16 protein-coding genes and 1 pseudogene are annotated in these 22,978 nt (G+C 66.8%); 12 read left to right on the top strand and 5 right to left on the bottom strand.

Translation table 11 applies throughout. The features are described from left to right. Positions 1-17 precede the first annotated feature (17 nt). Together N0B15_RS01990 and N0B15_RS01985 are read right to left on the bottom strand one after the other, a co-directional pair. The gene (locus N0B15_RS01990; protein ID WP_263017662.1) at positions 18-1,028 is read right to left on the bottom strand and encodes a DUF4432 family protein; all 1,011 of its coding nucleotides are present in this window, start codon (positions 1,026-1,028) and stop codon (positions 18-20) included. 32 nt (positions 1,029-1,060) lie between these two features. Continuing rightward, on the bottom strand, positions 1,061-2,482 hold the full coding sequence (locus tag N0B15_RS01985; protein WP_263017661.1) for a hybrid sensor histidine kinase/response regulator: 1,422 nt from the start codon (positions 2,480-2,482) through the stop codon (positions 1,061-1,063). A gap of 124 nt (positions 2,483-2,606) precedes the next feature. Between N0B15_RS01985 and N0B15_RS01980 the strand changes: the two genes are divergently transcribed. From N0B15_RS01980 to N0B15_RS01970, 3 genes are all read left to right on the top strand, one after another. After that, on the top strand, positions 2,607-3,488 hold the full coding sequence (locus N0B15_RS01980) for an NAD-dependent epimerase/dehydratase family protein (protein ID WP_263017660.1): 882 nt from the start codon (positions 2,607-2,609) through the stop codon (positions 3,486-3,488). Between the two features lie 89 nt (positions 3,489-3,577). Further along, positions 3,578-4,345 (top strand): SDR family NAD(P)-dependent oxidoreductase, encoded by a 768-nt coding sequence (locus N0B15_RS01975; protein ID WP_263017659.1) that lies wholly within the window; start codon positions 3,578-3,580, stop codon positions 4,343-4,345. A 91-nt stretch (positions 4,346-4,436) separates the two neighbouring features. Further along, complete coding sequence (locus N0B15_RS01970; RefSeq protein WP_263017658.1) at positions 4,437-5,564, top strand: zinc-dependent alcohol dehydrogenase; 1,128 nt, start codon at positions 4,437-4,439, stop codon at positions 5,562-5,564. 339 nt (positions 5,565-5,903) lie between these two features. On the opposite strand, the gene N0B15_RS01965 is transcribed toward N0B15_RS01970, so the two are convergent. Beyond that, positions 5,904-7,010, bottom strand: a complete 1,107-nt coding sequence (locus N0B15_RS01965; RefSeq protein ID WP_263017657.1) for an NAD(P)-dependent glycerol-1-phosphate dehydrogenase — start codon at positions 7,008-7,010, stop codon at positions 5,904-5,906. A gap of 99 nt (positions 7,011-7,109) precedes the next feature. On the opposite strand from N0B15_RS01965, the gene N0B15_RS01960 reads away from it, so the two are divergent. The 8 genes and pseudogenes from N0B15_RS01960 to N0B15_RS01915 all read left to right on the top strand — a co-directional run bounded on the left by N0B15_RS01960 (position 7,110) and on the right by N0B15_RS01915 (position 20,069). After that, positions 7,110-7,550 (top strand): GIY-YIG nuclease family protein, encoded by a 441-nt coding sequence (locus tag N0B15_RS01960; RefSeq protein WP_263017656.1) that lies wholly within the window; start codon positions 7,110-7,112, stop codon positions 7,548-7,550. Between the two features lie 343 nt (positions 7,551-7,893). Then, a complete protein-coding gene (locus N0B15_RS01955) occupies positions 7,894-9,378 on the top strand; it encodes a fibronectin type III domain-containing protein (RefSeq protein WP_263017655.1) in 1,485 nt (494 codons plus the stop codon). A gap of 189 nt (positions 9,379-9,567) precedes the next feature. Then, positions 9,568-10,791, top strand: a complete 1,224-nt coding sequence (locus tag N0B15_RS01950; protein ID WP_263017654.1) for a twin-arginine translocation signal domain-containing protein — start codon at positions 9,568-9,570, stop codon at positions 10,789-10,791. 195 nt (positions 10,792-10,986) lie between these two features. After that, complete coding sequence (locus tag N0B15_RS18230; RefSeq protein WP_317618581.1) at positions 10,987-12,456, top strand: carbohydrate-binding protein; 1,470 nt, start codon at positions 10,987-10,989, stop codon at positions 12,454-12,456. A gap of 36 nt (positions 12,457-12,492) precedes the next feature. After that, positions 12,493-12,916, top strand: a pseudogene (locus N0B15_RS01930) (zinc ribbon domain-containing protein); the annotation flags it as partial. Between the two features lie 365 nt (positions 12,917-13,281). Next, positions 13,282-15,408, top strand: coding sequence for a PD-(D/E)XK nuclease family protein (locus tag N0B15_RS01925; RefSeq protein ID WP_263017653.1), 2,127 nt, complete (start codon positions 13,282-13,284; stop codon positions 15,406-15,408). Beyond that, entirely contained in the window at positions 15,401-16,423 is a 1,023-nt protein-coding gene (locus N0B15_RS01920) for a hypothetical protein (RefSeq protein ID WP_263017652.1), read from the top strand. Before N0B15_RS01925 ends, N0B15_RS01920 begins: the two co-directional genes overlap by 8 nt. Next, the gene (locus N0B15_RS01915) at positions 16,416-20,069 is read left to right on the top strand and encodes an ATP-dependent helicase (RefSeq protein ID WP_263017651.1); all 3,654 of its coding nucleotides are present in this window, start codon (positions 16,416-16,418) and stop codon (positions 20,067-20,069) included. Before N0B15_RS01920 ends, N0B15_RS01915 begins: the two co-directional genes overlap by 8 nt. 1 nt (position 20,070) lies before the next feature. On the opposite strand, the gene N0B15_RS01910 is transcribed toward N0B15_RS01915, so the two are convergent. Then, positions 20,071-20,610 carry a universal stress protein gene (locus N0B15_RS01910; protein WP_263017650.1) on the bottom strand — a complete coding sequence of 180 codons (540 nt, stop codon included), beginning with the start codon at positions 20,608-20,610 and terminating at the stop codon, positions 20,071-20,073. Positions 20,611-20,678: 68 nt separating this feature from the next. Continuing rightward, positions 20,679-21,113, bottom strand: coding sequence for a universal stress protein (locus N0B15_RS01905; protein ID WP_263017649.1), 435 nt, complete (start codon positions 21,111-21,113; stop codon positions 20,679-20,681). Positions 21,114-21,228: 115 nt separating this feature from the next. Between N0B15_RS01905 and proS the strand changes: the two genes are divergently transcribed. Then, positions 21,229-22,710 carry a proline--tRNA ligase gene (gene proS, locus N0B15_RS01900; RefSeq protein ID WP_263017648.1) on the top strand — a complete coding sequence of 494 codons (1,482 nt, stop codon included), beginning with the start codon at positions 21,229-21,231 and terminating at the stop codon, positions 22,708-22,710. Positions 22,711-22,978: the final 268 nt, after the last annotated feature.

The raw sequence follows: 22,978 nt of genomic DNA, 5'->3' as shown, positions 1-22,978 counted from the left end.
GACCTCGACTCTCGTTTTCACTCTGCCGCGTGCGTCTCGAGCGTGAGCGTCGTCGACACCGTCTCGCCCGCTTCGAGGTGGTTCGCGGTCTCGTTCTCGAGTTGGCCGTCGAGACCCGCCTGGGTCGGAATCGAGGTGCAGGGCTCGAGACCGACGTTGTAGTTGCGCCCGAAGTAGGGGGCGGTCTCGAAGCCGCCGAACGCGCCCCAGTACCAGACGTACTCGTAGAGGTCGGCGTCGAACTCGAGGGTCGCGCCGAGGTCGAGGTCGGGGTTGGTGACGGTGTAGCGCCCCTCGGCGAGGTCGGCGAAGGCGGCGAGGTCGTGGACGCGCTCCTCGCGCGGGGGGAACTCGCGGAGGTCGATGGGACCGTCGTCGGTCTCACAGATGGGGTAGTCGAACGCCTCGCCGCGGGGGAGTCTGCGCGTGTCGGGGTCGTGGTCGGGGTCCGTCAGGACGCGCTCGCAGTCGATCTCGAGGGTCGCGCCCGGGGAGACGAGCGGCTCGCCGAGTGCGACGTGCTGGAGCCAGGAGTAGTCGACGCCGACGGCGCCGGTGTTCGTCACGGTCTCCGCCCAGCGGAGAGCGGACTCGTCGGCCGACAGCGAGAGTTCGCGCTCGAGGTGGAGGGGATAGCGCGTCAGGTCCGCGGTGAGTCTGACGCCGACGCGGCCGGCGTCGTCGAACGGCTGGGCGTCGAAGGGGACCAGCGAGGACTCGCCGTGGAGGGCGAGGGTCGCCCCGTGGTGTTCGGTCGGTGCGCCTGCGGCGGGGAGGACGCCGTTCCAGCCGCCGGGATAGTGGTCCATGAACGCGAAGGCGGGGTCGGGTGCGCCGACGATGCCGTCGGCGGGTGCACGCCACTCGTGGGGGCACTCGAGGAGGACGTTGACGTCGGTCCGTTTGTCGCGGATCTCGGTGACGTCGCCGCCCTTTCCGGCGAGGACCTCGACGCGGAGGTGGTCGTTCTCGAGGAACACGGTGTCGATGCCGCGGCGGGTGTACTCGTCGCTGACTCGCAGTGTCATGCCCGTCCGGTACACGAGCGGCTCACAAAAAGCTAGTCGTACGTGATCTCGAAGCGCGCCCCGCCGGTACGCCCCTCGCGTAGTTCGATCGACCAGCCGTGGGCGTCGACGATCTCCTCGACGATGCGTAACCCGAAGCCGGTACCGCCCTCTCGAGTGGTGTACCCGGGGTCGAAGACCCGGTCGCGCTCCGATTCGGGGATTCCTGGCCCGTCGTCTTCGACGTAGAAGCCGGGTTCGTCCTCGAGTGGACCGACCCAGATGGTGACTGTGTCACCGTCCCCCTCGTCGTCGAGCGCGTGGCTCGTTGAGCTATGCTCAACGGTGTTCCGAAACAGGTTCTCGAGTAACTCGCCGAGGCGGGTTTCGTCGCCGGAGACCGTCACCGACTCGAGACCGTCGACGTCGACGGTGACGTCGTCGGTGCCGACGGTCAGCAGGGCGGTGTCGACGAGCGAGGCGAGGTCGAGGCGCTCGCGGTCGTCGATGACCCGCCCCTGACGGGCGAGCGTGAGGAGGTCCTCGATGAGGTCGTACATGCGCTCGAGTGCGAGCGTCGCCTCTTCGATGGCCGCCTCGTCGCCGGTCTCTTCGGCGAGTTCGAGGTTACCGAGGGCGATCAACAGCGGGTTTCTGAGGTCGTGTGAGACGATGCTCGTGAACTCGTTCAGTCGGTCGTTCTGGCGTTTGAGTTCGCGCTCGCGCTCGAGTCGGTCGCTGATGTCGCGGAGGACGCCGACGGTGCCCTGAAACTCGTCGTCGTCGACGATGGCCCGGAAGAGCACCTCACAGGGGATGCGTTCGCCGTCGGCGGTGATGTGGTCGTTGTAGGCGACACCACGGCGATCGTCACGCTCGAGCGCGCGGAGGCGTGCTTCGTTCGCGCGTTCGATGCCGCTGTCGTCGTTGACCAGCGAGATATCGCTCCCCTCGAGTTTCTCGGCCGGATAGCCGAGGAGGTCGGTCATCGCCTGATTGACGTACTGATAGTGTAAGTCACGGTCGAGGGCGTAGACCCCGTCGGGCACGCTGTCGAGCATGAGCTGATAGCGCTCGAATTCGAGGCGTCGGTGATACTCTTCGGCGGCGCGCTCGATGCGGACCGTGAGCAGGTCGAGCCAGGTGTCGTCGGTTCGGTAGACGACGTCCGTCGCGCCGCCTTCGAGCGCGCGGTTGAGCGCCACCGCGGTGTCGGGTTCGCCGACGAGGACGACGGGTAGCGCCGGGTCGGTCGCCCGGACCGACTCGAGCAGCGCTCGGTCCTCGAGCGGGCCGACGAGGCAGTCGACAGGCCGTTCGTCGACCTGCTCGAGTGCGTCGTTCCGGTCGCGGACGACCTGTACGTCGAAGCGAGCGCGTTCGCGCTCTAACGCCCGACCACGGCGAGCGCCGACGACCGGGTCGTCGTCCACGTAGAGAACGGTCGTCACGTCCGATCGCCGGTGAGAAAGCATTGGTCGTAGCTATCGCCCGAGGAAAGTAAACTCTTTGTGACAGTTTCCGCGAGCATCGGTCGGAAATATTGGGCGGTGGTCCGGGACCGATAGCTATACCTACCGATGTGTTCGTGTACCACACATGGGTATCGAGAAGGTTGCCGTGACCGGCGGGAACGGCAAGATCGGCGAAGCGATCATCGACCACCTCAACGGCCACGGCTACGACACGGTCAACGTCGCCCGTGGGAAGCGCCGCGAGGAGGTCTCTGACGAGTATCTGACGACGGATCTCCTCGACGCTGGCGAGGTCTACGGGTCGCTCGCACGCAGCGACGCCGACGCGATCGTCCACATGGGGACGATTCCCGGCCCGACGAACCACCCCGGCTTCGTCACCTACGAGAGCAACGTCGTGTCCTCCTATCACGTGCTCGAGGCGGCCACCGAACTCGGTCTCGAGTCGGTCGTGCTCGCCTCGAGCATCAACGCCCTCGGCTGTGCCTACCAGGACGAACCGGTCGAGGTCGAGTATCTGCCGATGGACGAAGCCCACCCGGTGACTCCACGAGACCCCTACGCGATCAGCAAACACGCCATCGAGGTGACCGCCGACGGCTTCGGCCGCCTCGAAGACGCGCCGTCGATCGCCTCGCTCCGGTATCCGTGGGTCGCCACGGAGGACGAACTCCGCGAGTACTTCGTCGAGAAACCGCGCGACCTCGAGGGACTGCGCGAGGCCTGGCACCACACGACGCGCGACGTCATGTTCTCGTACCTCCACGTCGACGACGGCGCGGAAATCGCTCGCCTCGCGCTGGAAGCCGACCTCGACGGCCACGAGTGCTTCTGGGCGGTCGCGGCGGACACGACCGCCGAGGTCGACAGCCAGACGCTGCTCGAGGAGTACTATCCCGAGACCGAACACCGGCGTGAGATTCCGGGGACGGAGTCGCTCATCTCCATCGAGAAGGCGAGGGAGCTGCTGGGGTGGGAGCCAGCGCGGACGTGGCGAGAGCTGTGAACCGGTGAACCGGTGAGCATCGGTCTCCGCCGCTGAACTCCCCACCGTGTTACATAATCTTTATTCCCCAGTCACGAGAAGCCGGTACTATGTCGGTACTAGAGAGATTTCGACTCGACGGACAGGCAGCGATCGTCACCGGCGGCAACCGGGGAATTGGCAAGGCAATCGCGACGGGGCTCGCCGAAGCGGGCGCGGACGTCGTCATCGCCAACCGGACGCTCGAGTCAGGTGAGGAAGCCGCCGCGGAAATCGAAGCCGAGACGGGCGCGAACGCCATCGCCGTCGAGACGGACGTCTCGGACGAAGCGGCCGTCGAGGCGCTCGTCGAACGGACCGTCGAGGCGTTCGGTTCCGTCGACGTACTCGTCAACAACGCGGGCATCGCGATCCACGGCGACGCAGAGGAGAAGTCACTCGAGGAGTGGGACCAGACGCTCGAGATCAACCTGACGGGGGCGTTCCTCTGTTCGAAACACGCCGGACGGGTGATGATCGACGACGGCGGTGGCTCGATCGTCAACGTCACCTCGATGTCGGCGTTCATCGCGAACTACCCGCAGAAACACGTCGACTACCAGGCCTCGAAGGGGGGCCTGGAGGCGTTCTCGCGCCAGCTCGCCTCCGAGTGGGCCGAACACGGCATCCGCGTCAACAACATCGCGCCGGGCTACGTCGCGACCGAAATCCTCGTCGACGACCAGGAGATGATCGACACCTGGAAGTCCGAGATGCTCTTAGACGAGTTGGCCTCGCCCGAGGACATCGCCCCGCTCGCGGTCTACCTCGCGAGCGACGCCTCCTCGTACGTCACCGGCGCGTCGGTCGCCATCGACGGCGGCTACATGGTGCGATGAGCGTGGGCGACGGCCGACCGATACGACTTACCCCCGTGCGAACGAACACAGAACCACACGCGAACACGCTACGACACCCCACACACCATCCATGAAAACCAGAGCAGTCGTCCTAGACGAACCCGGCGAGTTCAGCGTCCGCGAGTTCGACCTCCCGGACCTCGGAGCGAACGACGTCCTCATGCGCGTCGAACTGAACGGCGTCTGTGGCACCGACGTCCACATCAACGAAGGCGGGATGAACCACCTCGAGTTCCCCATCCTCCCCGGCCACGAGTTCGCCGGACGCGTCGAACGCCTCGGCGAGGAAGTCGAGACCGACGCCCGCGGCCAGCCACTCGAGGAGGGCGATCCGATCACGGCGATCCCCTTCTGGCAGGTCGAAGAAGACTGGTACTCGAAGAACGTCCCGACCCGGCCGGTGCTGTTCGAGGGGATCACCGGTCTCGGTCTCGCCCCGGCGTCGACCGGCAACGTCGGCGGGATGAGCGAGTACATCGTCCTGCCCGAAGAAGCCGACGTCTACCGGCTTCCCGACGGGATGAACCCCGAACTCGGCGCGCTCGCCGAACCGCTCTCGATCGGCGTCAGAGCCTACGAACGCGCCGCGATGCCCGGCTTACCCGACGTCAACGAGGGCGTCGGTCTCGGTAGTAGCCTCGCCGTCCAGGGCGTCGGACCCATCGGTTTGCTCACCATCGCCGCCGCCCACGCCGCTGGCTCCGGCCAGATCATCGCCATCGACGCCCTCGACGAACGCCTCGAGTTCGCCCGGAAGTTCGGCGCGACCGATACCGTCAACATCACCGACTACGACGGCGACGAGGAGATCGTCCGGGCCGTCAAGGAGCAGACCGACCACGGCTACGGGCCGACCGCCGTCATCGAGGCGACGGGCGTTCCCGCCTCGGTGCCCCAGGCGATCGAGATTCCACACGACGGCGGCGTCTTCGTCGAGGCTGGCCACTACGCCTACAACGGCGAGGTCGAGATCAACCCGACCCGGATCGTCCAGAAGGAACTCACCATCCTCGGGAGCAAGGCCGCCCCACCGGCGCAGTTTCGCACCGCCGTCGAACTGCTCCCGCGACTGGCCGACGAACTGCCGCTCGAGGACCTGTTCAACCACCGGGTCTCGATCGACGAGGTCGAGGACGCCTACGAGACGCAGGCCGCAGGCGGTGCGTTGCGCGCGTCGATCCACCCACACGGCGTCTGAACACTTCCTCACGACACTCGAGGAACCGATCCGGTGAGTCGGCTTCGTTCTCGAGTGGGCGACCGTCCCTGTCGTTCACCGACGCTAATCTTACACGTACCCATTCCGTCAGGTGGTGCCATTAGTGACTTGAAGACACAGTCGCCGACTGCTCTGTCCAGTCGAAAATATTCTACAACGGCAACATCGGGCCGCCTGTGGTATACACTACACACACTTTGACGGAATGTGGTGTACATTCGAAATGCTTATTCTGTCACTACAAACCTACATGCCCTAATTGATATTTGACGTTCATATGTGTGGTAGAGATATATTCTCGCTGCAGCGGGGTTGCGGTCAGATGACGCCGGTCCGGCGTGCGACCTCGCGGGCGGCGCGTTCGTCCATGCCGTCGCCGAGGATGGTGTAGCGGTCGCGGATCCCGTGACAGGTGGTGAGGGCTTCGATCACGACCTCGTCGTCGACGCCGAGTTCCGCGGCGGTCGTCGGCGCGTCGATGCTGGCGAGGGCGTCACGGATGTCCGTCCAGATGCCGCGGTCGCCAGTACCGCCGAACGAGCCGTTGACGCGGCCGGTCGCGCTCACCGAACCGCCGTGGAGGTAGGCGGTCATGATCGCGCCGACGCCGACCTGGTGGCCGTGGAGGGCAGCCCCCGGTGCGAGCCGGTCCAACTGGTGGGAGAAGAGGTGCTCTGCGCCGCTGGCGGGTCTCGAGGAGCCGGCGATCGACATGGCGACCCCCGAGGAGACGAGCGCTTTGGTGACGATCCAGGCGGACTCCTCGAGTCCGGGTCTGACCAGGTCGGCGTTGCCAACGAGGATCTCGGCGGTCATCTCCGCGAGCGCCGCGGCGTACTCGGAGTACTCGACGTTCTTCAGACGGTGAGCGAGTCGCCAGTCGAGGACGGCCGTGTAGTTCGAGATGATGTCGGCACAGCCTGCGGTGGTGAGTTCCCACGGCGCGTTCGCGAGGATTTCGGTGTCGGCGACGACCGCCAGCGGCGGTTCGGCGGCGACGCTGTGGCGGGTGTCGCCCTCGGGGACCGAGCCACGGTTCGAGACGATGCCGTCGTGACTCGCCGCCGTCGGCACCGAGAGAAAGCCCATCTCGAGGTGGTCGCTCGCCATCTTCGCGATGTCGATGGCTTTCCCGCCACCGATGGCGATCAGGTACGAACACTCCTCGGCGTCGGCCGTCTCGATGACCGTCTCGACCGCGTCGAAACTCGCCGTCTCGACGGTGACGACGGCGGGGTCGATGCCCTCGGCTTCGAACGCCGCGGCGATCGGCTCGCCAGCGAGGCGACGGGGGGTCGGACTCGTCACGAACAGCGGGCGTCCCTGCAGGTGGAGGTCGGCGACGACGTCTGTGACCTGTTCGAGGACGCCGTGACCGACGACGACGTTTCGGGGCAGTCGAATCCACGTCGACTTTTCGAACATACCGTGACTCTCTCGGCGCGCCGACATACGTGTTGTTCCCTCGGGCGGCTCGAGTCGAAACCCGTCGACTGTTGTACCGACGGCTCGTCGGCTTCGTGTATGGGTGGTACGTACGTACTCGACATCGCGCTCGCACGCCCGGTCACGCTCGTGGTCGGTGCGCTCGGGTCGCACGCGTTCGACGCCGGCCGGTACGCCTACGTAGGCAGCGCCTTCGGTCCTGGCGGGTTCGCCCGCGTCGACCGACACCGCGAACTCGCCCGCGGCGAGCGCGACGTCCGCCACTGGCACGTCGACTACCTCCTCGGTCACGCGTCGGCGACGCTGACCGGCGTCGTCACGTTCCCCGGTGAGGACCGGGAGTGTGCCCTGGCGCGGACACTTCCCGGCAGCGCCGTCACGGGCTTCGGCGCCTCCGACTGTGACTGTCGGGGACACCTCCTCGCCGCCCCCGATGGAACGACACCGACCGACGCGGCGGCCGAAGCGGGGGGAGTGGCCCTCGGAGACGGTGAGACGGGGCGCTCACTCGAGCGCTGACGGGCGTCTGGTGGGGCGTCACCTCGTCGCTTCGCTCCTCGTAGTTTCCGCAGCAAAGTACCAGAGTTGGTGGATTGCGTGTGACAGTTGGTGTGGTGCCTCTGGCCTTTTCCGCAGGTAATTATTAGAGGAGCTAGTTATAAATTTTTCGAACGGTGCGAGACCAATATGCCGCCGTCGTCCGATCATAGACGCGCGAGGTGGAATCTCGGGGGCTTCTGTCGTGGGTCGCCGGTACGCCGTCGATGGAGTATCTGTGGTCTCCGAACCTGTGATAATATTTGTAAATTCATATCCAATAATTACTAAATACGAGGCGGATTAATTTCTGACGGGTACGATAATGAACGGAGATTCCGAACCCGGCGAAGGTCACGAGCCGTCGGGTATCGAAGGCGGACACGTCCGAGACCGACCGCTGTCGAGACGGTCACTACTGAGTGCGAGCGTCGCTGCTGGTGCGAGCGCGCTCGCACTCACGAGCGGCGTGGCGAGCGCCCACCACACCGAGTCGGTCGACGGCCGACACGTTTCGGGTGACCGATGCGGGTCGAACGACCAGCTGTGGGTCGACGACGCACTCGTCATCAACAACGACTGGGCGACCTCGAGCGCCGACATGTGCATCTCCCACTACGGCGATGGGAGTTTCGGCTGGGAGTGGTACCGGGGAGAGACCGAGATCCACGGCGAGGACCTGCCGAACTATCCCCAGGCGCTGATCGGCACCAAACCCTGGGCGGACGACAGCGGCGTCCCGATGTTCCCGATCCAGCGCAACGAGGTCACCGACTGGGACGTCGAACTCGACGTCGAACAGGAGCGCTCGCCGAACGAGTGGAACTTCGCGCTCGAGTGGTGGTTCACCGACGCCCAGCCACCGGGTGCCGGCGACACCATCACCCACGAGATCATGCTCGTGCTCGAGCGCAGCGAGATGCACACGAAAGACGGCAACGTCGTCGACGACGCGGTCACCGACAAATACGGCAACACCTTCCACTACTGGGAGAGCCTCCCGGAGGGACCGAGCCACGACAGTAGTTGGGGCTTTCACATCTTCCGGACGGCGGACAACGAGATTCCGAGCCACATCGACCTGACGGCGATCCTCGACTACCTGGTCGAAGATCCACACGACGCGCTGAACGACCCGGGCGTCTCGGACGGCAACCGGTGGATCTCCGGCGTCGAGATCGGCAACGAGATCTGGGACGAGACCGACGGCGACACCCGCGTCAACGAGTTCAACGTCCGCCTCAACGGGGAGACGGCGACCGCAGGCGTCAGCGGCGAGTTCTCGGAGCCACCGGCGCCACCGGCGTCGCCGACCGACCTGACCGTCGTAGGTAGCGACGACTCGAGCGTGACGCTCTCGTGGGTCGGCCCCACCGACACCGGTGACGGCGCGCTCGACCACTACGTCGTCACCGTCGACGGTGACGAGGCGACGACCGTCACCTCGACGGAGGCGACGGTGACGGGACTCACTTCTGACACCGCCTACGAGTTCGCCGTCGTGGCCGTCACCGACGCGGGACTCGAGTCCGCACCGTCCTCGTCGGTCTCTGCGCGGACCGACGACGGTGACACGCCGGGAGACTGTGTGAGTTCGATCGACATCGGCGAGTACGATGCCTGCGACCTGGATGGGGACGGACTCCACACCGACGTCACCGGCAGCGGCAGCCTCGGCTTCAACGACGTCGTGACGTTCTTCGAAGAACACTCGCGCCCGGAGATACAGAACAACGCCCAGGCGTTCGACTTCAGCGGTGACGGCCGCGTCGGGTTCAACGACGTGGTCGCCCTCTTCGAGCGCCTGTAGGCCGCTCGAGTCACCGACTCCGCTGTTCGTGTGCCGACGAATCGCGTTTCTCGTTCGACAGCCGTATCCACGCGCTCTCCGACTGCCGCCTGCGGATAAAATACAATCTGTACACCGTGTGATTTTTACCCCGAGGATGCCGAATAGTAACACGGGTCACGGTCCGAACGAAACGGTGGCCATCCAACCATGGACGAATCTAACCAGCGTTCCACACGGAACACGGGGTCGAACGAGGGGCACGATCACGAACGTACCGCACTGCCTGCACTGTCGCGTCGCAACTTCCTTCGCACCAGTGCGATCGCCGGGGCGAGCGCGCTCGCACTCGGTGGGAGTACGGCGACCGCCGCCGCGGCCGTCGTCGACGAGGACTGCGACGGTGACTTCGGGACGGTCACGGCGGGCCACGACGACGACTTCTGGGTCATCAACAACGACTGGGGTGCGCCGACGGCGGACTACAACGACGTCAGCCAGTGCGTCTTCGTCAACGACGACGGCAGTTTCGGCTGGGAGTGGGAACGCGGCGGTGCTGGCGAGATCAACTATCCACAGCTCTTACTCGGCACGAAACCCTGGGACGACGACACCGGCGTCGACTCGTTTCCGGTCCAGCGCGGTGACGTCGACGAACTCACCGTCGACATCGACGTCGATACGATGGCTGGCGGCGGCGAGTGGAACTTCGCCCTCGAGTGGTGGCTCACCGAGGAGGAAGGCCCGGACGTCGCAGAGACGATCACCCACGAGATGATGCTGGTACTCGAGTGGGGCGACCAGCACGACTACTGGCGCGACATCGCAGACGGTGGCATGGTCGAGGAGGGGGCGTTCACCGACGCCTTCGGCAACACCATCGACTACTGGCAGTACAACCCCAACTGGGGCGACGAGAGCTGGAGTTTCCACATCTTCGGGACCGCGGACAACGAGGTGCCCGAACGGCTCGACCTGACGGCGATGATCGACTACCTGAATACGGTCCACGACCCGAACAGCCCGATCTCCGACGACCTCTGGCTGACCGGCGTCGAACTCGGCAACGAGAACTGGGTCAACAGCTACGGTGAGACCACCTTCCACCAGTTCGACGTGACGATCAACGGACGGACCTACACGAGCGGGAGCGGCGAGGGAGGTACTGATCCGGATCCCGACCCAGACCCAGACCCAGACCCGGACCCGAGCGAGATCGACGTCACCGGCGACGGCAACGCGGCCCAGGACCTCACCGGTGACGGTCTCTACGAGGACGTGACGGGTGACGGGAACCTCGGGTTCAACGACGTCGTGACGTTCTTCGAAGAGCACAACGGCGACGTCGTCCAGAGCAACGTCGAGCACTTCGACTTCTCCGGCAGCGCCAGCGTGGGCTTCAACGACGTGGTCGCCCTCTTCGAGCGTCTGTAAGCCGCTCGAGTTCACCCCGCTTCGCTCGGGGGTGTTCGAGCTGATCTCCACCCGTGTGTGCGACCTCGGCACCGGCTCGCCGTCCGGCCTGTGTACACGACCGTCAGAAATAATTGTATATCGCTGAAGTAACTTATTTATACCACGATTAGTAATGGTGAATGTAGCCGGACGACGGAAGATACCGATTTACGCATGACTGAATACACACGTGATTCCAGGGGGCGGGGAGAACCGACATCAGAAACCGAGTACGACGGCGAGAGTGTAGGACCACTATCACGCCGCTCGTTCCTCCGGACGACTGCCGTCGCGGGGGCGAGCGCACTCGCCATCGGCGCGGGGACGAGTGCGGCCAGCGCGGCCGCCATCGACGAGACCTGCGAGTCCTTCGGCGAACTCTCCCTCGAGGGCGGCGAGTTCGTCGTCATCAACAACGACTGGAGCGCGGGCGTCGACGAGGGCGTCGAGATGTGCTCGTACGTCTACGACGACGGCAGCTACGGCTGGGAGTGGGATCGCAGAAACGTCGCGAACGACTCGGCCTACCCGAACTACCCGCAGGTGTTACTCGGGACCAAACCCTGGGGCGACACCACGTCGACGTCGCTGTTTCCCATCCAGCGCGGCGACGTCGACGAGATGACCGTCACGTTCGACGTCGACAACAACCCGAGCGGTGGCGAGTGGAACCTCGCGCTCGAGTGGTGGCTCACCGGTGACCGTCCCGGAGCGGACGTCAGTAGCTCGATCACCCACGAGATCATGCTGGTCCTCGAGTGGAGCGACGACCACAACCACGGCGCACCGATCGACTCGAACGCGTTCACCGACGCCTACGGCAACACGGTCGACTACTGGGCGAACTACGCCCCACACGGTAACGAGGCGTGGAGTTTCCACATCTTCCGCGTCGCGGCCAACGCCGTCCCCGACGCGGTCGACCTGACGGCGATCGTCGACTACCTCGATACGCACGTCACCGACTCACACGAACCGCTGACCTCTGACCTGTGGATCAGCGGCATCGAAATCGGCAACGAGTACTGGCCGAACACCGCAGGCGAGACGCGAATCCACGAGTTCACCGCCACCGTCAACGGCCAGACCGCCTCGAGTGGCTCGAGCGACTCGAGCGGCGCTCCCGACCCTGGAGTGCCCGACGACCCGGACGACGGCGACGACTCGGACGACGCCGACGAACCGGACCACGGCGACGACGATTCGGACGACGCCGACGAACCGGATCACGGCGGCGACTACCCTACCTGGGACGCGGGCGAAATCTACGACGACGGCGACCGGGTTAGCTGGAACGGCTCCGTCTGGGAGGCCCAGTGGTGGACGCAGAACCAGGAACCGGGCACCGAACTGTGGGGTCCCTGGGAGGAACTCGGTGACGCCGACGAGGAGTCCGGTGGCGGTGACGACGGCCACGACGAGACGGACGACTCGAGCGACGACCACGACGACGGCGACCACGACGACGGCGCTGACGATGGAGACGACGGCCACGACGACGGCGCTGGTGAGGAGTGGGACGCGTCTGCAATCTACACCGCAGGCGACACCGTCACCTGGAACGGCGCGACCTGGGAGGCCCAGTGGTGGACACAGAACCAGGAACCCGGCGGCAGCCAGTGGGGTCCCTGGGAGCACGTCTAACCGCTCGAGACCGGCCACGGCGGCCGTTCGCCGGTGACGACGAAGGAGTGTTCCAACTGTGGCGTTTCGACCGACAAGCCGCAGTGGGTCCGCGAACACGCGTGTCCCTCGTGCGGATTCGAGGCGGAGCGCGACCTCGACGCGGTCGTCAGACTGCGTCTGACAGGGCAGCAACATCGCGAGCGATTTTGTGACGGCGTACAACCTTCTTTCACGCGGACTCGATTACGTAGGAGTGGTTCACTCCGATTCGATGTGGTGCAAAAATCGAAGGTTTTCGTCACCACGAAAGGCGAAGCCGTTCGAACGGCCTGCGGAGACTGCGCTCTCTGTGGGAACCGATTCGGTTCCTGCCAAGCGCGTTTGTCGAAGGAATCCCAGGTGTCAGACGCAGTCTGACAACGTCGAAGAAACAGGAAGCCCCGTCCTCAGCGAGACCGCCAGGCCGAGCACGGGGTAGTTCACTCGGTCGCCACGCTGCTGAGGACTCGCCCGCTCGACGATGACGACGGGCCAGAGCGCTCTACCGGTCGGAACCGCTCACAGCCACACGAACAGGTCGTTCCCAGTCCGATCAGCCGTACCGAACCGTCCGCTCCGATCTGTGCGACGTACGGTGACCCACACTCCTCGCAGATCGCGAACCCCTTTCGCGTCTCCTCACTAGTCATTGGTTGTATTACCCCTAGATTCCCTCCTGCCTAAGCGTACGTCCAAACTGTTTAGGTGTGCATCTGGGGAGCACGCCTCGTGGATGTCTCCCTCCACTCCCGCGTCGCTCCACACCCTTAAGTATCAGACCGCCACATAGGGCGTCTATACCCGATGTCATCCCCCGCACTCGAGGGCGTTCTCACGGTGTTGCCGACACCTCGAGCGGACCTCCTCACCGTCGTCGCCGACGAGTACGCGGCGCTCGCGGGCGAGTACGGCCCGGAGAACGTCCTCGTCTGTAAGCGCCATCCTGCCGGAGTCGAGTGCGTCCGGCGCACCATCGCCGACACCGACCCCGTCGACGGCACGCCACTCGCCCCGCGCGTCGAGTCGCTCCCCGAACACGCCTCGAAGGTACTCGAGGAGTACGACCCGACGCTCGAGCGCCTCGAGTACGAGGAGCGGATCGAACTCATCTCGCTCGTGATCGCCGGGGCGAAACGCGAGATACCCCCGTACCTCGAGCGCGCACGCGATCACGACACGTTCGCTCGCGACGTGGGACAGGTGCTACTCGAGGCGACCCGCCAGCGGATCCGCCACGAGGACGCTGCCGACGCCCACGAGTGTCTCGCCTTCCTCTACGCGATGAACGACCGCTTCCACGAGGTGCTCACAGAGCGCGGTTTCGTCGAACGCGCGGACGTGATCCCGCGGGTCGTCTCGCTGCTCGAGTCCGACGCCGACGGACTCCGGACGCGTGTGAGCGACTCGTTCGACGCCGTCCTCGCGCTCGAGTTCGAGGAGTTTCGCGCTCTCGACCGGCGCTACCTCGCGGCGCTCACCGCCGACCCCGAGACCGCACTCGTCTGCCTCGGCGAGCGCCACGCCAGCGTCGAGCGGACCCGCGTCGAACCCGGCCGACTCGAGGACGTCGCCGACGGACTCGAGATCGACCACCTGGAGACGGGCGCCGACGCCGAGCACCGGCCGCCCCACGCCTCGATCACGCAGTTCCTCGCGACGGGGACCGCCCCGGACACAGCCGGCACTGCGCGTTGTATCCACACGCAGACCGCCCGCGACGGGGTCCGGGCGGTCGCCGCCGAGATCGAGACGGTGCTCGAGCGCTCCGACTGGACCCACGACGACATCGCCGTCGCGGTGCCGAGCGTCGAACGCGTCCCCGAGACCCGGAAGGGACTCAGAAACGCCGGGGTGCCCACGGCGACGGTCGGCACGAACACGCTCGCCGAGGATCCCGCGGTCAACGAACTGTACGCGGTCGTCTCCGCTCACTGCGGGCGCGAACACGACCTCGTCACCGAGCGCCTCGCTGCCCGGGTTCCCGACTTCTCGCCAGCCCTGCTCGAGGCGACAGCCGACCGGAGCATCACCCGATCGCTCGAGCGCTGGATCGTCGAGACCGATCTGAAGGGACGGATCGCCACCGAGGAGTCCTGGATCGACGCCGCCGAACAGTACGAGAGCGTCCGCCGCGTCCTCGAGATCGCCCGCTTCGTCGAGGAGACCGACCTCGTCGCGCCCGACTGGGAGGGACTGGCGCGGATGCTCAGACGGACGATCAAGTACGACGCGCCCTACGTCCACGACGTCGAGACGCGCTCGCCGACCGGCGGCGTCACCGTCTGTGGGGTCGATGCCCTCAAGTTCGACTCCCGGGAGGTCGTCTTCGTCCTCGACCTCACCGACGGGAACTACCCCGGAGAACACCACCTCACGCCGCTGTTTCCACGGGCCTGGCTCACCGGGATGCCCGCCTTCCCCGCCGTCACCGACCCCTCCTGGGAGACGGTCTCGCGAACGTTCGCTCCGGCACCCGACCCCGCCGACGCCACCGGCGACCCGTTCGACGCCTACCACGCCCAGCGCTCCCGGCGCGCGCTCGCGCTCGCCACCCGCGCCGCCCGCAGCCACCTCTACTTCTGTACCTACGAGCGCGAGACCGGCGGACTCCGCCGAACCTGCGAGCGCTCGCGCTACCTGAGCGCCCTCGAGTCACGCCCCGAGGTGACACTCGAGTCAGTGACTCCACGAGCGACGACTGGAGCGCTCTCGGGACGGACGAACGCGCTCGAGGCGCTGCTCGACGAACCGTGGGGCGAACTCGAGCGGATCCTCCGTGAGGCTTCGACCGGCGGCGAGACCGACCTCGCCGAGACGGAGGCGCTGTTCGCCGAGATCGAACACACCCTCGAGTCGGTCGACGACGACCTCGTCGCGGCCGTCCACTCGCAGTTCGAGTTCGCCGCCGGCGAGGTGAGTCGCCGTGAGTGAGTCGATCGCCGTCGACGACCTCGTCGCGGCCGTCCACTGCCCTCGCCGCTACGAGTACGCCGCCGTCTACGGACTCGACGGCGAGGAGCGCTCGAGCGCCGAAGCGGCCGCAGCGCGACGCCACGAGTACTGTCGGCGCGCCATCTGTGCGGCGCTACGAACCGGTGAGACCGACCCCGACGCCCTCCTCGAGCGAGCGCGCACGCGGCTGGCCGACCACTGGCACGCCCGCACGGACGGCGTCCACTACCACTCCTACGCCCAGCGTGACCACGAGCGTCGCGTCCACGAGGCGACGCTTCGCGCCTACGCCGACCGCTTCGCCGAGGCACACGCGAGCGGTCTCGCCACCCTCCGCGAGCGAACCGACGGCGAACTCGTCGGACCCGACCTCCCGCTGTCCTCGACGGTGACCGCACCCGGCAGCGACGAGGCGATCACGCTCGAGTCGCGCGTCGACCTCGTCTTCCTCGATGAGTCCTCGCTCGTGGGTGTCCGCTTCGTCCCGACGCTCTCCTCGCTCGGTCTCCTCCGCTACCGCGGCCGCTGGGAGGGCGACGTCGCCGACCGGTTCGAGGCGCACGTCGACGCCGCAGACGAGACGTTCGATCCCGGTCCCGTCGGCGCGCTCTACGAGACGGCGGCCACTCTCGACGGACTCAGAGCCGTTCGCGACCGCCTCGAACTCGGCGACCACCGGTGTCGGTACCGCCACGTCGCGCTCGCCGCTCCGGGCAGCCTCCGGGTGAACTGGGTCAGAGACGCCGTCGAGGTGACGCTCGAGTCGACGGACCTCACCGACGTCTTCCTCGACCACCACACCTACGGGATGACCCTCGAGCACCGAAACCGTGCGGTCGAGTCGCGGCTGGCGGCGCTCGCCGACGCGCTCGCGAGCGGCCAGTTCGACCCGCACGAGCAGTGGGAGACCATCTCGAGTCACTCCTGTCCGTCCTGTCCGTACGCCGTCTGCTGTGGGGACCATCTCGGCGAGGAGGTGCGATTCGATGGGTGACCAGCACGCGAGCGCTGGGGGGCGCTCGAACGACGACGCCCCCGAGACGCTCACTCCGCACCGTTCTCAGCGAGCCGTGATCGAGAGCGACGCGGCGTGTATCTCCGTCGACGCCGGGGCGGGGACGGGCAAGACGACGACGATGCTCATGCGGATCGAACACTGCATCGAGCACCGGGGTGTCGATCCCGACGACATCCTCGTGCTCACGTTCGCGAACGAGGCGGCCGCGAGCATCCGCGAGGCGGTCTCGACTCGGCTCGACCCGGAGGCGGCGGCCGCCATCGACGTCTACACCTACCACTCGTTCTGTTACCACCTCGTCCGCGAGTACGCCTACTATCTGGGACTCTCCCCCGAGTTCGACGTCCTCACCGAACACGGGCGCTCTCGCCTCGTCCGGCGGCTGCTCGCCGAGACCGACTACGGCTTCGTCGACGCCGCCCGCGGCCACGAAACCGTCGACGACCTCGCCCGCTCGGTCGACCGCTTCGTCGCCCACGTGAGCCGGGAGAACGTCGACCCGGCGACGCTCGACGAACGGCTCCCGGACGTCGCCACGCTCGAGTCACTCGGCGAGTTCGTCCTCTGGCTCGAGCGGGTCGCAGACGAGAACCTCACGTTCGACAACGAGGCGCTGCGCTTTTTCAACCGCGAGGAACACGACGACGCCGCCCGCGAGGCGCTCGTCGGCTACGGCAAACTCCTCACCTACTGTCGCGAACAGGTCGCCGCCCACCCCGACGCCTTCCGTGCGGACCCCGTCGTCGCCGACGTCGACCGCTACTTCGGTGTGCTCCAGGACTGTGTGACCGCCACCATCGAGACGCTCTCGCTCGAGGAGCCGGCGACGAAACAGCTCCCGCGGGCGCTCTTCGCCAACCAGCTCTGGGGAGCGAAGACGAACCGCCTCGAGCAGACGCCGTTCGGCCGTCTCACACACTACGTCGAGTTCCTGCGCTCGGCTCGCCACTACGCCGACGTCTACGCGGACTACCGCGCGACGCTCGAGCGCGAGGGCGCGCTCGACTTCGACGAACTCGTCCGGACGGCGACGCGCCTGCTCGCGGCGGACTCGCCCGTCGCCCCCGAGATCACGGGCCGGTGGAGGCAGGTCTACTGTGACGAGTTCCAGGACACAGACGAGACGCAGTTCTCGCTCATCACGCGCCTCTGTGCGGGCGAGGATCGGCCGACGCTGCTGGCTATCGGCGACAAAGACCAGTCGATCTACGGCTGGCGCGGCACCGACCGCGACGGTCTCGACCGCCTCGCGACGGTCTTCGACGATCACGAACGGATCGCCCTCGAGTTGAACTTCCGCTCGAAACAGGAGATACTCGACGTCACCAACTGCTGTTCGTACGGCTCACAGTCCTCGAAGACGCTGCGAGAGGTCGACCGCGAGCCCGGAACCCACGACGAGGACGAGCCGCCACACCGGGTGGCGACCGTCGAGAGCGCAGCCCTCGAGCGCTCGACGCCCGACCAGGTGGCGAGTACCGTCTCACGGCTGCTCACCGGCCACCTCGAGGGCATCCCCGCCCGCACGCTCGAGGACGTCGCCGTGATCGTCCGGACGAACGAGCAGGCGCGAGCGGTCTCGGCGGCGCTTCGCGACCGCCAGCTACCCCACGAGGTCTCCGGCTCCGCCAGGGGCGACCGCTCGCCGGGGATGCGGACGGTCCTCTCGTACCTGCACGTCCTGGTCGACCCTGGTGCGGACGTCCACCTCCGGCGCGTCCTCACGTACCGCTACCGCGTCACCGAGGGGGACCTCGCCCGCCTCCACGCCCGCGACGGCTCGCTGTTCGACGCCGTCACCGTCGGCGACTTCGAGACGCTCGGGATTCGTGACCGGGGGCGTCTCGAGCGCGCCCGCGCCCACCTCGAGACGCTCGAGACCGCCCGGGCGACCTATCCGCTCGCCCACTTCTTCAGGCGGTTTCGCGAGACCACCCGCATCGAGTGGTACCTCACGAGCGACGAACGCCTCGAACTCGAGCGCCTCGAGCGGTTCGTCGACGCCTACGACGCCGAGGACGTCCTCGGCTCGCTCACGCCCGCGTTCGTCGAGGCGGCCCGGCGCACGCTCGAGGGGGGTGCGAGCGCCTACGGCCAGGGGTCGCGCTCGCCGGACCGCATCGACGTGATGACGGTCCACCAAGCGAAGGGACTCCAGTTCGACACCGTCCTCGTCCCGTACCTCAGCGACGAGCAGTGGTGTGTCGAACGCGACTACGCCCGCCGCTCCCGGTACCGGTTCCTCGCAGCGATGCTCGACGACGCGGTCGACTCGCCGCTGTGTGCCGACCTCGCCGCCGACACCGTCGCCGAGGAGTGGCGCGTCCTCCACGTCGCGCTCACCCGCGCGCAGAACCACCTCGTGCTGTTCGGCTCGCACTACGACTACGAGGGCGAGCGCGCCGAAGGGGAACTCGGGGTCTCGCTCGCCGACGCCTGCCTCCCCGACGCCATCGAGTGGTCGACCGCGGGCGAGCGGATGGACCTCTGGGAGGCGCTGTCTGCGAGCGTCGCGCAGGTTCGCGAGCGCTATCCCGAGACGGTCGCCGACTACACCGCCGCGCTCGACGAACCCGACGCGACGCCGGGGACGATCACCTACTGGGCCGGCGACGGCGAGCGCACCGACCCGCTCGAGACGCGCGAGGCGATCGAAACCGTCCACCGACTCGGACGGCTGCTCCGTACGGACGCCCTGCGAGCGGTCGGTGACGCCGTCTCCTGGGGGGACGCCGCTGGCGAGGGTGTCGAGACGCCGACGGGGCGCTCGCTTCGCTCGCTCACCGACGAGACGGTCCGCTTTCCCGTCGAGACGCTCTCGAGTGCGAGCGCGCTCCCGGTCGCGACGGTCCACAGCTACACGTCGATGCGGACCTACGAGTCGTGTCCGCGAAAGCACTACCTGGACCACGTCGTCCGGGCGCCGCCCGATCCGACGGCCGTCGACGCCTCGGATGCGGCCACGACCGACGCCCGCGTCGTCGGCTCCGTCTTCCACGCGGTGGCCGCCGAGGCGTTCTACCGCGGGAAACACTCCCGCGACGCCTGGCGTGCGCTGGCGCGCAGACACCTCCTCGCTCGCGACCTCGACTCCCACCGGCCGGCCGTCCTCGCCTGTATCGACCGCTACTTCGAGGCGACCGCTCCGGGAATCGACACGCCACTGGCCGCGTGGGAGACCCTCGCCGCCGAGGTTCCGTTCTCGCTCCCGGTCGAGGGGGTTGACGGCCACGTCGTCGGCTCGGTCGACACCATCAGACGGACGCCGGCGGGCGACCTCGTCTTACTCGATTACAAGACGACCGCGACGCGGATCGCCCCCGAGGCGGCGACGCAACTCCGTCTCTACCTGCGCGCCTGCGAGCGACTGCTCGAGGAACCGATCGATCGCGTCGGCTACGTCTACGTCGGCGACGCCGGCGACGACGGCGAGCGCGTCGACTGCTTCGACGCCGCCGACCTCCCCCCGTTCGAGCGCGTCCGCGAGACGCTCGCGGCCGTCGACGACCCGTCGTTCGACGAGACCGCCCCCGGTGAACACTGTCGGTTCTGTGCGCACCGCTCGCTCGGCTGTGCCCCCGACGCGTACGCCTCGCCGAGTCTCGAGACCGACGACGACTGAGTCAGGCGTTCGCCTCGAGTGCGTCGTCGCGGACGCGCTCGACGTGGATGCCGCCACAGCGCCGGCAGGTCGAGATACCCGTCTCGCGGCTGGTGTAGTAGGTCTCGCCACAGGTTACACAGCGGTGAGAGGGACGCTCGAGGTGGTCGATGGGACCGGTGATCGTCACCGGACGCCGGGCGTCGCGGACGACCCTGTTGCTGACGCTTCCGAACACCAGCGCGCCCAGCGGCGAGCGCTTGCGCCCGCCGAGGACGATCAGGTCGGCACCGAGGTCGCGGGCGCTCTCGATGATCGCCCTCGCGGGGTCGCCAGTCTCACCGCGCTCGAGGGTGCGCACGCCCGCCGCCGTGAGTCGCTCCTCTGCGTGCTGGCCGGCGGCTATCTGTGTCGGTTTCGGGATGCTCGCACGCTCGTCGTCGATGACGTGTAAGAGCGTCACTTCGACGCCGTTTCGCGGGCCGGGGAGTTCCAGCACGGTCTGGACCTGTGCGTCGACTCTGTCCTCGTCGTCGTCGATGGGCAGCAACACTCTGTACATACCGTTCGTACGCTCGCTTTCGGTATAGCGGTGTTCTCACGAGGACTGACCGCTCTCGAGTCTGTCGGTCAGGTCTCCGGCGGGCGGACGACCGTGACGGAGACGGGCGCGCGTCGGGCGACCTTCTCCGCGACGCTCCCGAGGAGGACGCGGGCGACACCCCGCCGTCCCCGACTCCCCATCACGACGTGGTCGGCGCCGAACTCGTCGACGGCGACGAGAATCGCGTCCGCCGGCTTGCCACGGGCTAGCTCGGTTCGGACCTCGACGCCGTGGCCGTCGGCGAGGTCGCGATACTCCTCGAGCAGCGCCTCCGCTGCGCGCTCCTGGCGTTCCGGGAACTCGTCGTCCCACACCGCCGGTTCGCTGACGAGCGCGACGTCGTAGCGATCGATGGCGTGGAAGACGACGACCTCGGCGTCGGGAAACTCCTCGAGTGTGACCTCGAGTGCCCGTCGGGAGTGTGCTGAGCCGTCGACCGGGACGAGAACTCGCTGTACCATACCTGTAACTCGGTTGCCAGCTACAAAAGCGTGTGTTCACGCCGACTGTCGCGTCCACGCGAGCGCTCGCCACACCTTCGCATCGTTTAAGAGTACCGTGGCACACTCTCGAGATATGAGCGAGGAGAGTCAGGAACTCGGGATCACCGAGTCGAAGAAGGGCAACCCCGGCGACTGGTACGCCGAGGTCGTCACGAAAGCCGGACTGGCAGACTACGCACCGATGGGCGGCTTCATCGTCACGAAACCCCGTGGCTACGCCCTCTGGGAGCGCATCCAGGAGGCGCTCGACGGCTGGTTCAAAGCGACCGGCGTCGACAACGTCTACTTCCCGATGTTCATCCCCGAGGAGTTCCTCGAGCGCGAGAAAGACATCGTCGAGGGGTTCGACCCGGAGGTCGCCTGGGTGACCCAGGGCGGACACACCGAACTCGAGGAGCGCCTCGCAGTACGCCCGACCAGTGAGTCGATCATCGCTCCCTTCATGGCCCAGTGGACCCGGAGCCACCGCGACCTGCCGCTGCGGCTGAACCAGTGGTGTTCGGTGGTGCGCTGGGAGGCCACCGAGACGAAGCCCTTCTTCCGCACGAAGGAGTTCCTCTGGCAGGAGGGCCACACCGCGCACGCGACGAACGAAGAGGCCTGGGAGGAGGTCTGGACCCGCCTCGGCCAGTACGAGCGCGTCTACGAGGAGGTGCTCGCCATCCCGGTCCTGCGCGGGAAGAAACCCGAACACGACAAGTTCCCCGGCGCGGACACCACCACGACCGTCGAGTGTCTGATGCCCGACGGCAAGTCCGTCCAGGGCGGCACCAGCCACCACCTCGGCCAGTCCTTCGCCGAGGCGTTCGACATCACCTTCTTCGACGAGGACGAGGACGAACAGACCGCCTACACCACCTCGTGGGGACTCTCCTGGCGCGCCCTCGGTGCGCTCATCATGACCCACTCCGACGACCAGGGACTCGTCCTCCCGCCCACCGTGGCACCCACGCAGGTCGTCATCGTCCCCATCTATCAGGAGGAGACCCAGGAGGCGGTCCTCGAGTACTCCCGCGACCTCGCCGACGAACTCGAGGCGGCGGACGTCCGCGTCGAACTCGACGACCGCGACGAGCGCAACCCCGGCTTCAAGTTCAACGAACACGAACTCAACGGCGTCCCGCTGCGCATCGAGGTCGGACCCAACGAGGTCGACGACGAGGAGGTCACGCTGGTCCACCGTCCGGACAACGAGAAACACTTCGAGGACCGGACGGACCTGGCCGCGCTCGTCGAAGACCACCTCGAGACGGTCTACGACAAACTCTACGACACCGCGAAGGAGACGCTCGAGGAGAACGTCCGCGAGGCCTACAGCCCCGAGGAGATCCTCGGCACGCTCGGCAAACACGGCGGCTACGTCGAGACCGCCTGGTGTGGTGACGAGGCTTGCGAGGAAGTGATCAAAGAGAAGATCGCCGCCGAAATCGTGATCCAGCCACTCGAGTCCGAAGGCGGCGCGTCCGCGGGCGAGGTCGAAACGCCCGAGCGCGACGAGTGTGGCGTCTGTGGCGACCCCGCAGACGAGGTCGCCTACTTCGCGCGGAAGTACTGACTCGAACCCGGTCCGTTCTGCCGATTCGTGCCGTCTCCACGGCGAGCATCGCGGATCGAACACTTTTGGGTCTCGCCCCACGCGAGGGCTGACGGTCGGTCCCGTCACGTCCGGTCCCGTCCTGTATCGTTTCAACGAACAGTCTATATTCTCAGTATATCTCTATCGTCCGTGATATATGCACAATCGACGCCAGATCGCTCGAAATGTTGTGATCGTGACTCGCCGGAACAGAAACGCTTTACAACCACTGTGACATACGACGAAA

Origin of the sequence: Natronobiforma cellulositropha (assembly GCF_025629245.1) — an archaeon.
Lineage (GTDB): Archaea > Halobacteriota > Halobacteria > Halobacteriales > Natrialbaceae > Natronobiforma > Natronobiforma cellulositropha.
The sequence above is the reverse complement of the archived record's forward strand: the minus strand, read 5'-3'. Positions and strand labels throughout refer to the sequence as shown.

Bases quoted from the DNA above. Each gene is read 5' to 3' on its own strand.
- N0B15_RS01990 (WP_263017662.1), bottom strand. From the start codon at position 1,028: ATGACACTGCGAGTCAGCGACGAGTACACCCGCCGCGGCATCGACACC.
- N0B15_RS18230 (WP_317618581.1), top strand. From the start codon at position 10,987: ATGACTGAATACACACGTGATTCCAGGGGGCGGGGAGAACCGACATCA.
- N0B15_RS01960 (WP_263017656.1), top strand. From the start codon at position 7,110: ATGGGTGGTACGTACGTACTCGACATCGCGCTCGCACGCCCGGTCACG.
- N0B15_RS01965 (WP_263017657.1), bottom strand. From the start codon at position 7,010: ATGTTCGAAAAGTCGACGTGGATTCGACTGCCCCGAAACGTCGTCGTC.
- N0B15_RS01910 (WP_263017650.1), bottom strand. From the start codon at position 20,610: ATGTACAGAGTGTTGCTGCCCATCGACGACGACGAGGACAGAGTCGAC.
- N0B15_RS01950 (WP_263017654.1), top strand. From the start codon at position 9,568: ATGGACGAATCTAACCAGCGTTCCACACGGAACACGGGGTCGAACGAG.
- N0B15_RS01980 (WP_263017660.1), top strand. From the start codon at position 2,607: ATGGGTATCGAGAAGGTTGCCGTGACCGGCGGGAACGGCAAGATCGGC.
- N0B15_RS01915 (WP_263017651.1), top strand. From the start codon at position 16,416: ATGGGTGACCAGCACGCGAGCGCTGGGGGGCGCTCGAACGACGACGCC.
- N0B15_RS01955 (WP_263017655.1), top strand. From the start codon at position 7,894: ATGAACGGAGATTCCGAACCCGGCGAAGGTCACGAGCCGTCGGGTATC.
- N0B15_RS01925 (WP_263017653.1), top strand. From the start codon at position 13,282: ATGTCATCCCCCGCACTCGAGGGCGTTCTCACGGTGTTGCCGACACCT.
- N0B15_RS01975 (WP_263017659.1), top strand. From the start codon at position 3,578: ATGTCGGTACTAGAGAGATTTCGACTCGACGGACAGGCAGCGATCGTC.
- proS (WP_263017648.1), top strand. From the start codon at position 21,229: ATGAGCGAGGAGAGTCAGGAACTCGGGATCACCGAGTCGAAGAAGGGC.
- N0B15_RS01985 (WP_263017661.1), bottom strand. From the start codon at position 2,482: ATGCTTTCTCACCGGCGATCGGACGTGACGACCGTTCTCTACGTGGAC.
- N0B15_RS01905 (WP_263017649.1), bottom strand. From the start codon at position 21,113: ATGGTACAGCGAGTTCTCGTCCCGGTCGACGGCTCAGCACACTCCCGA.
- N0B15_RS01970 (WP_263017658.1), top strand. From the start codon at position 4,437: ATGAAAACCAGAGCAGTCGTCCTAGACGAACCCGGCGAGTTCAGCGTC.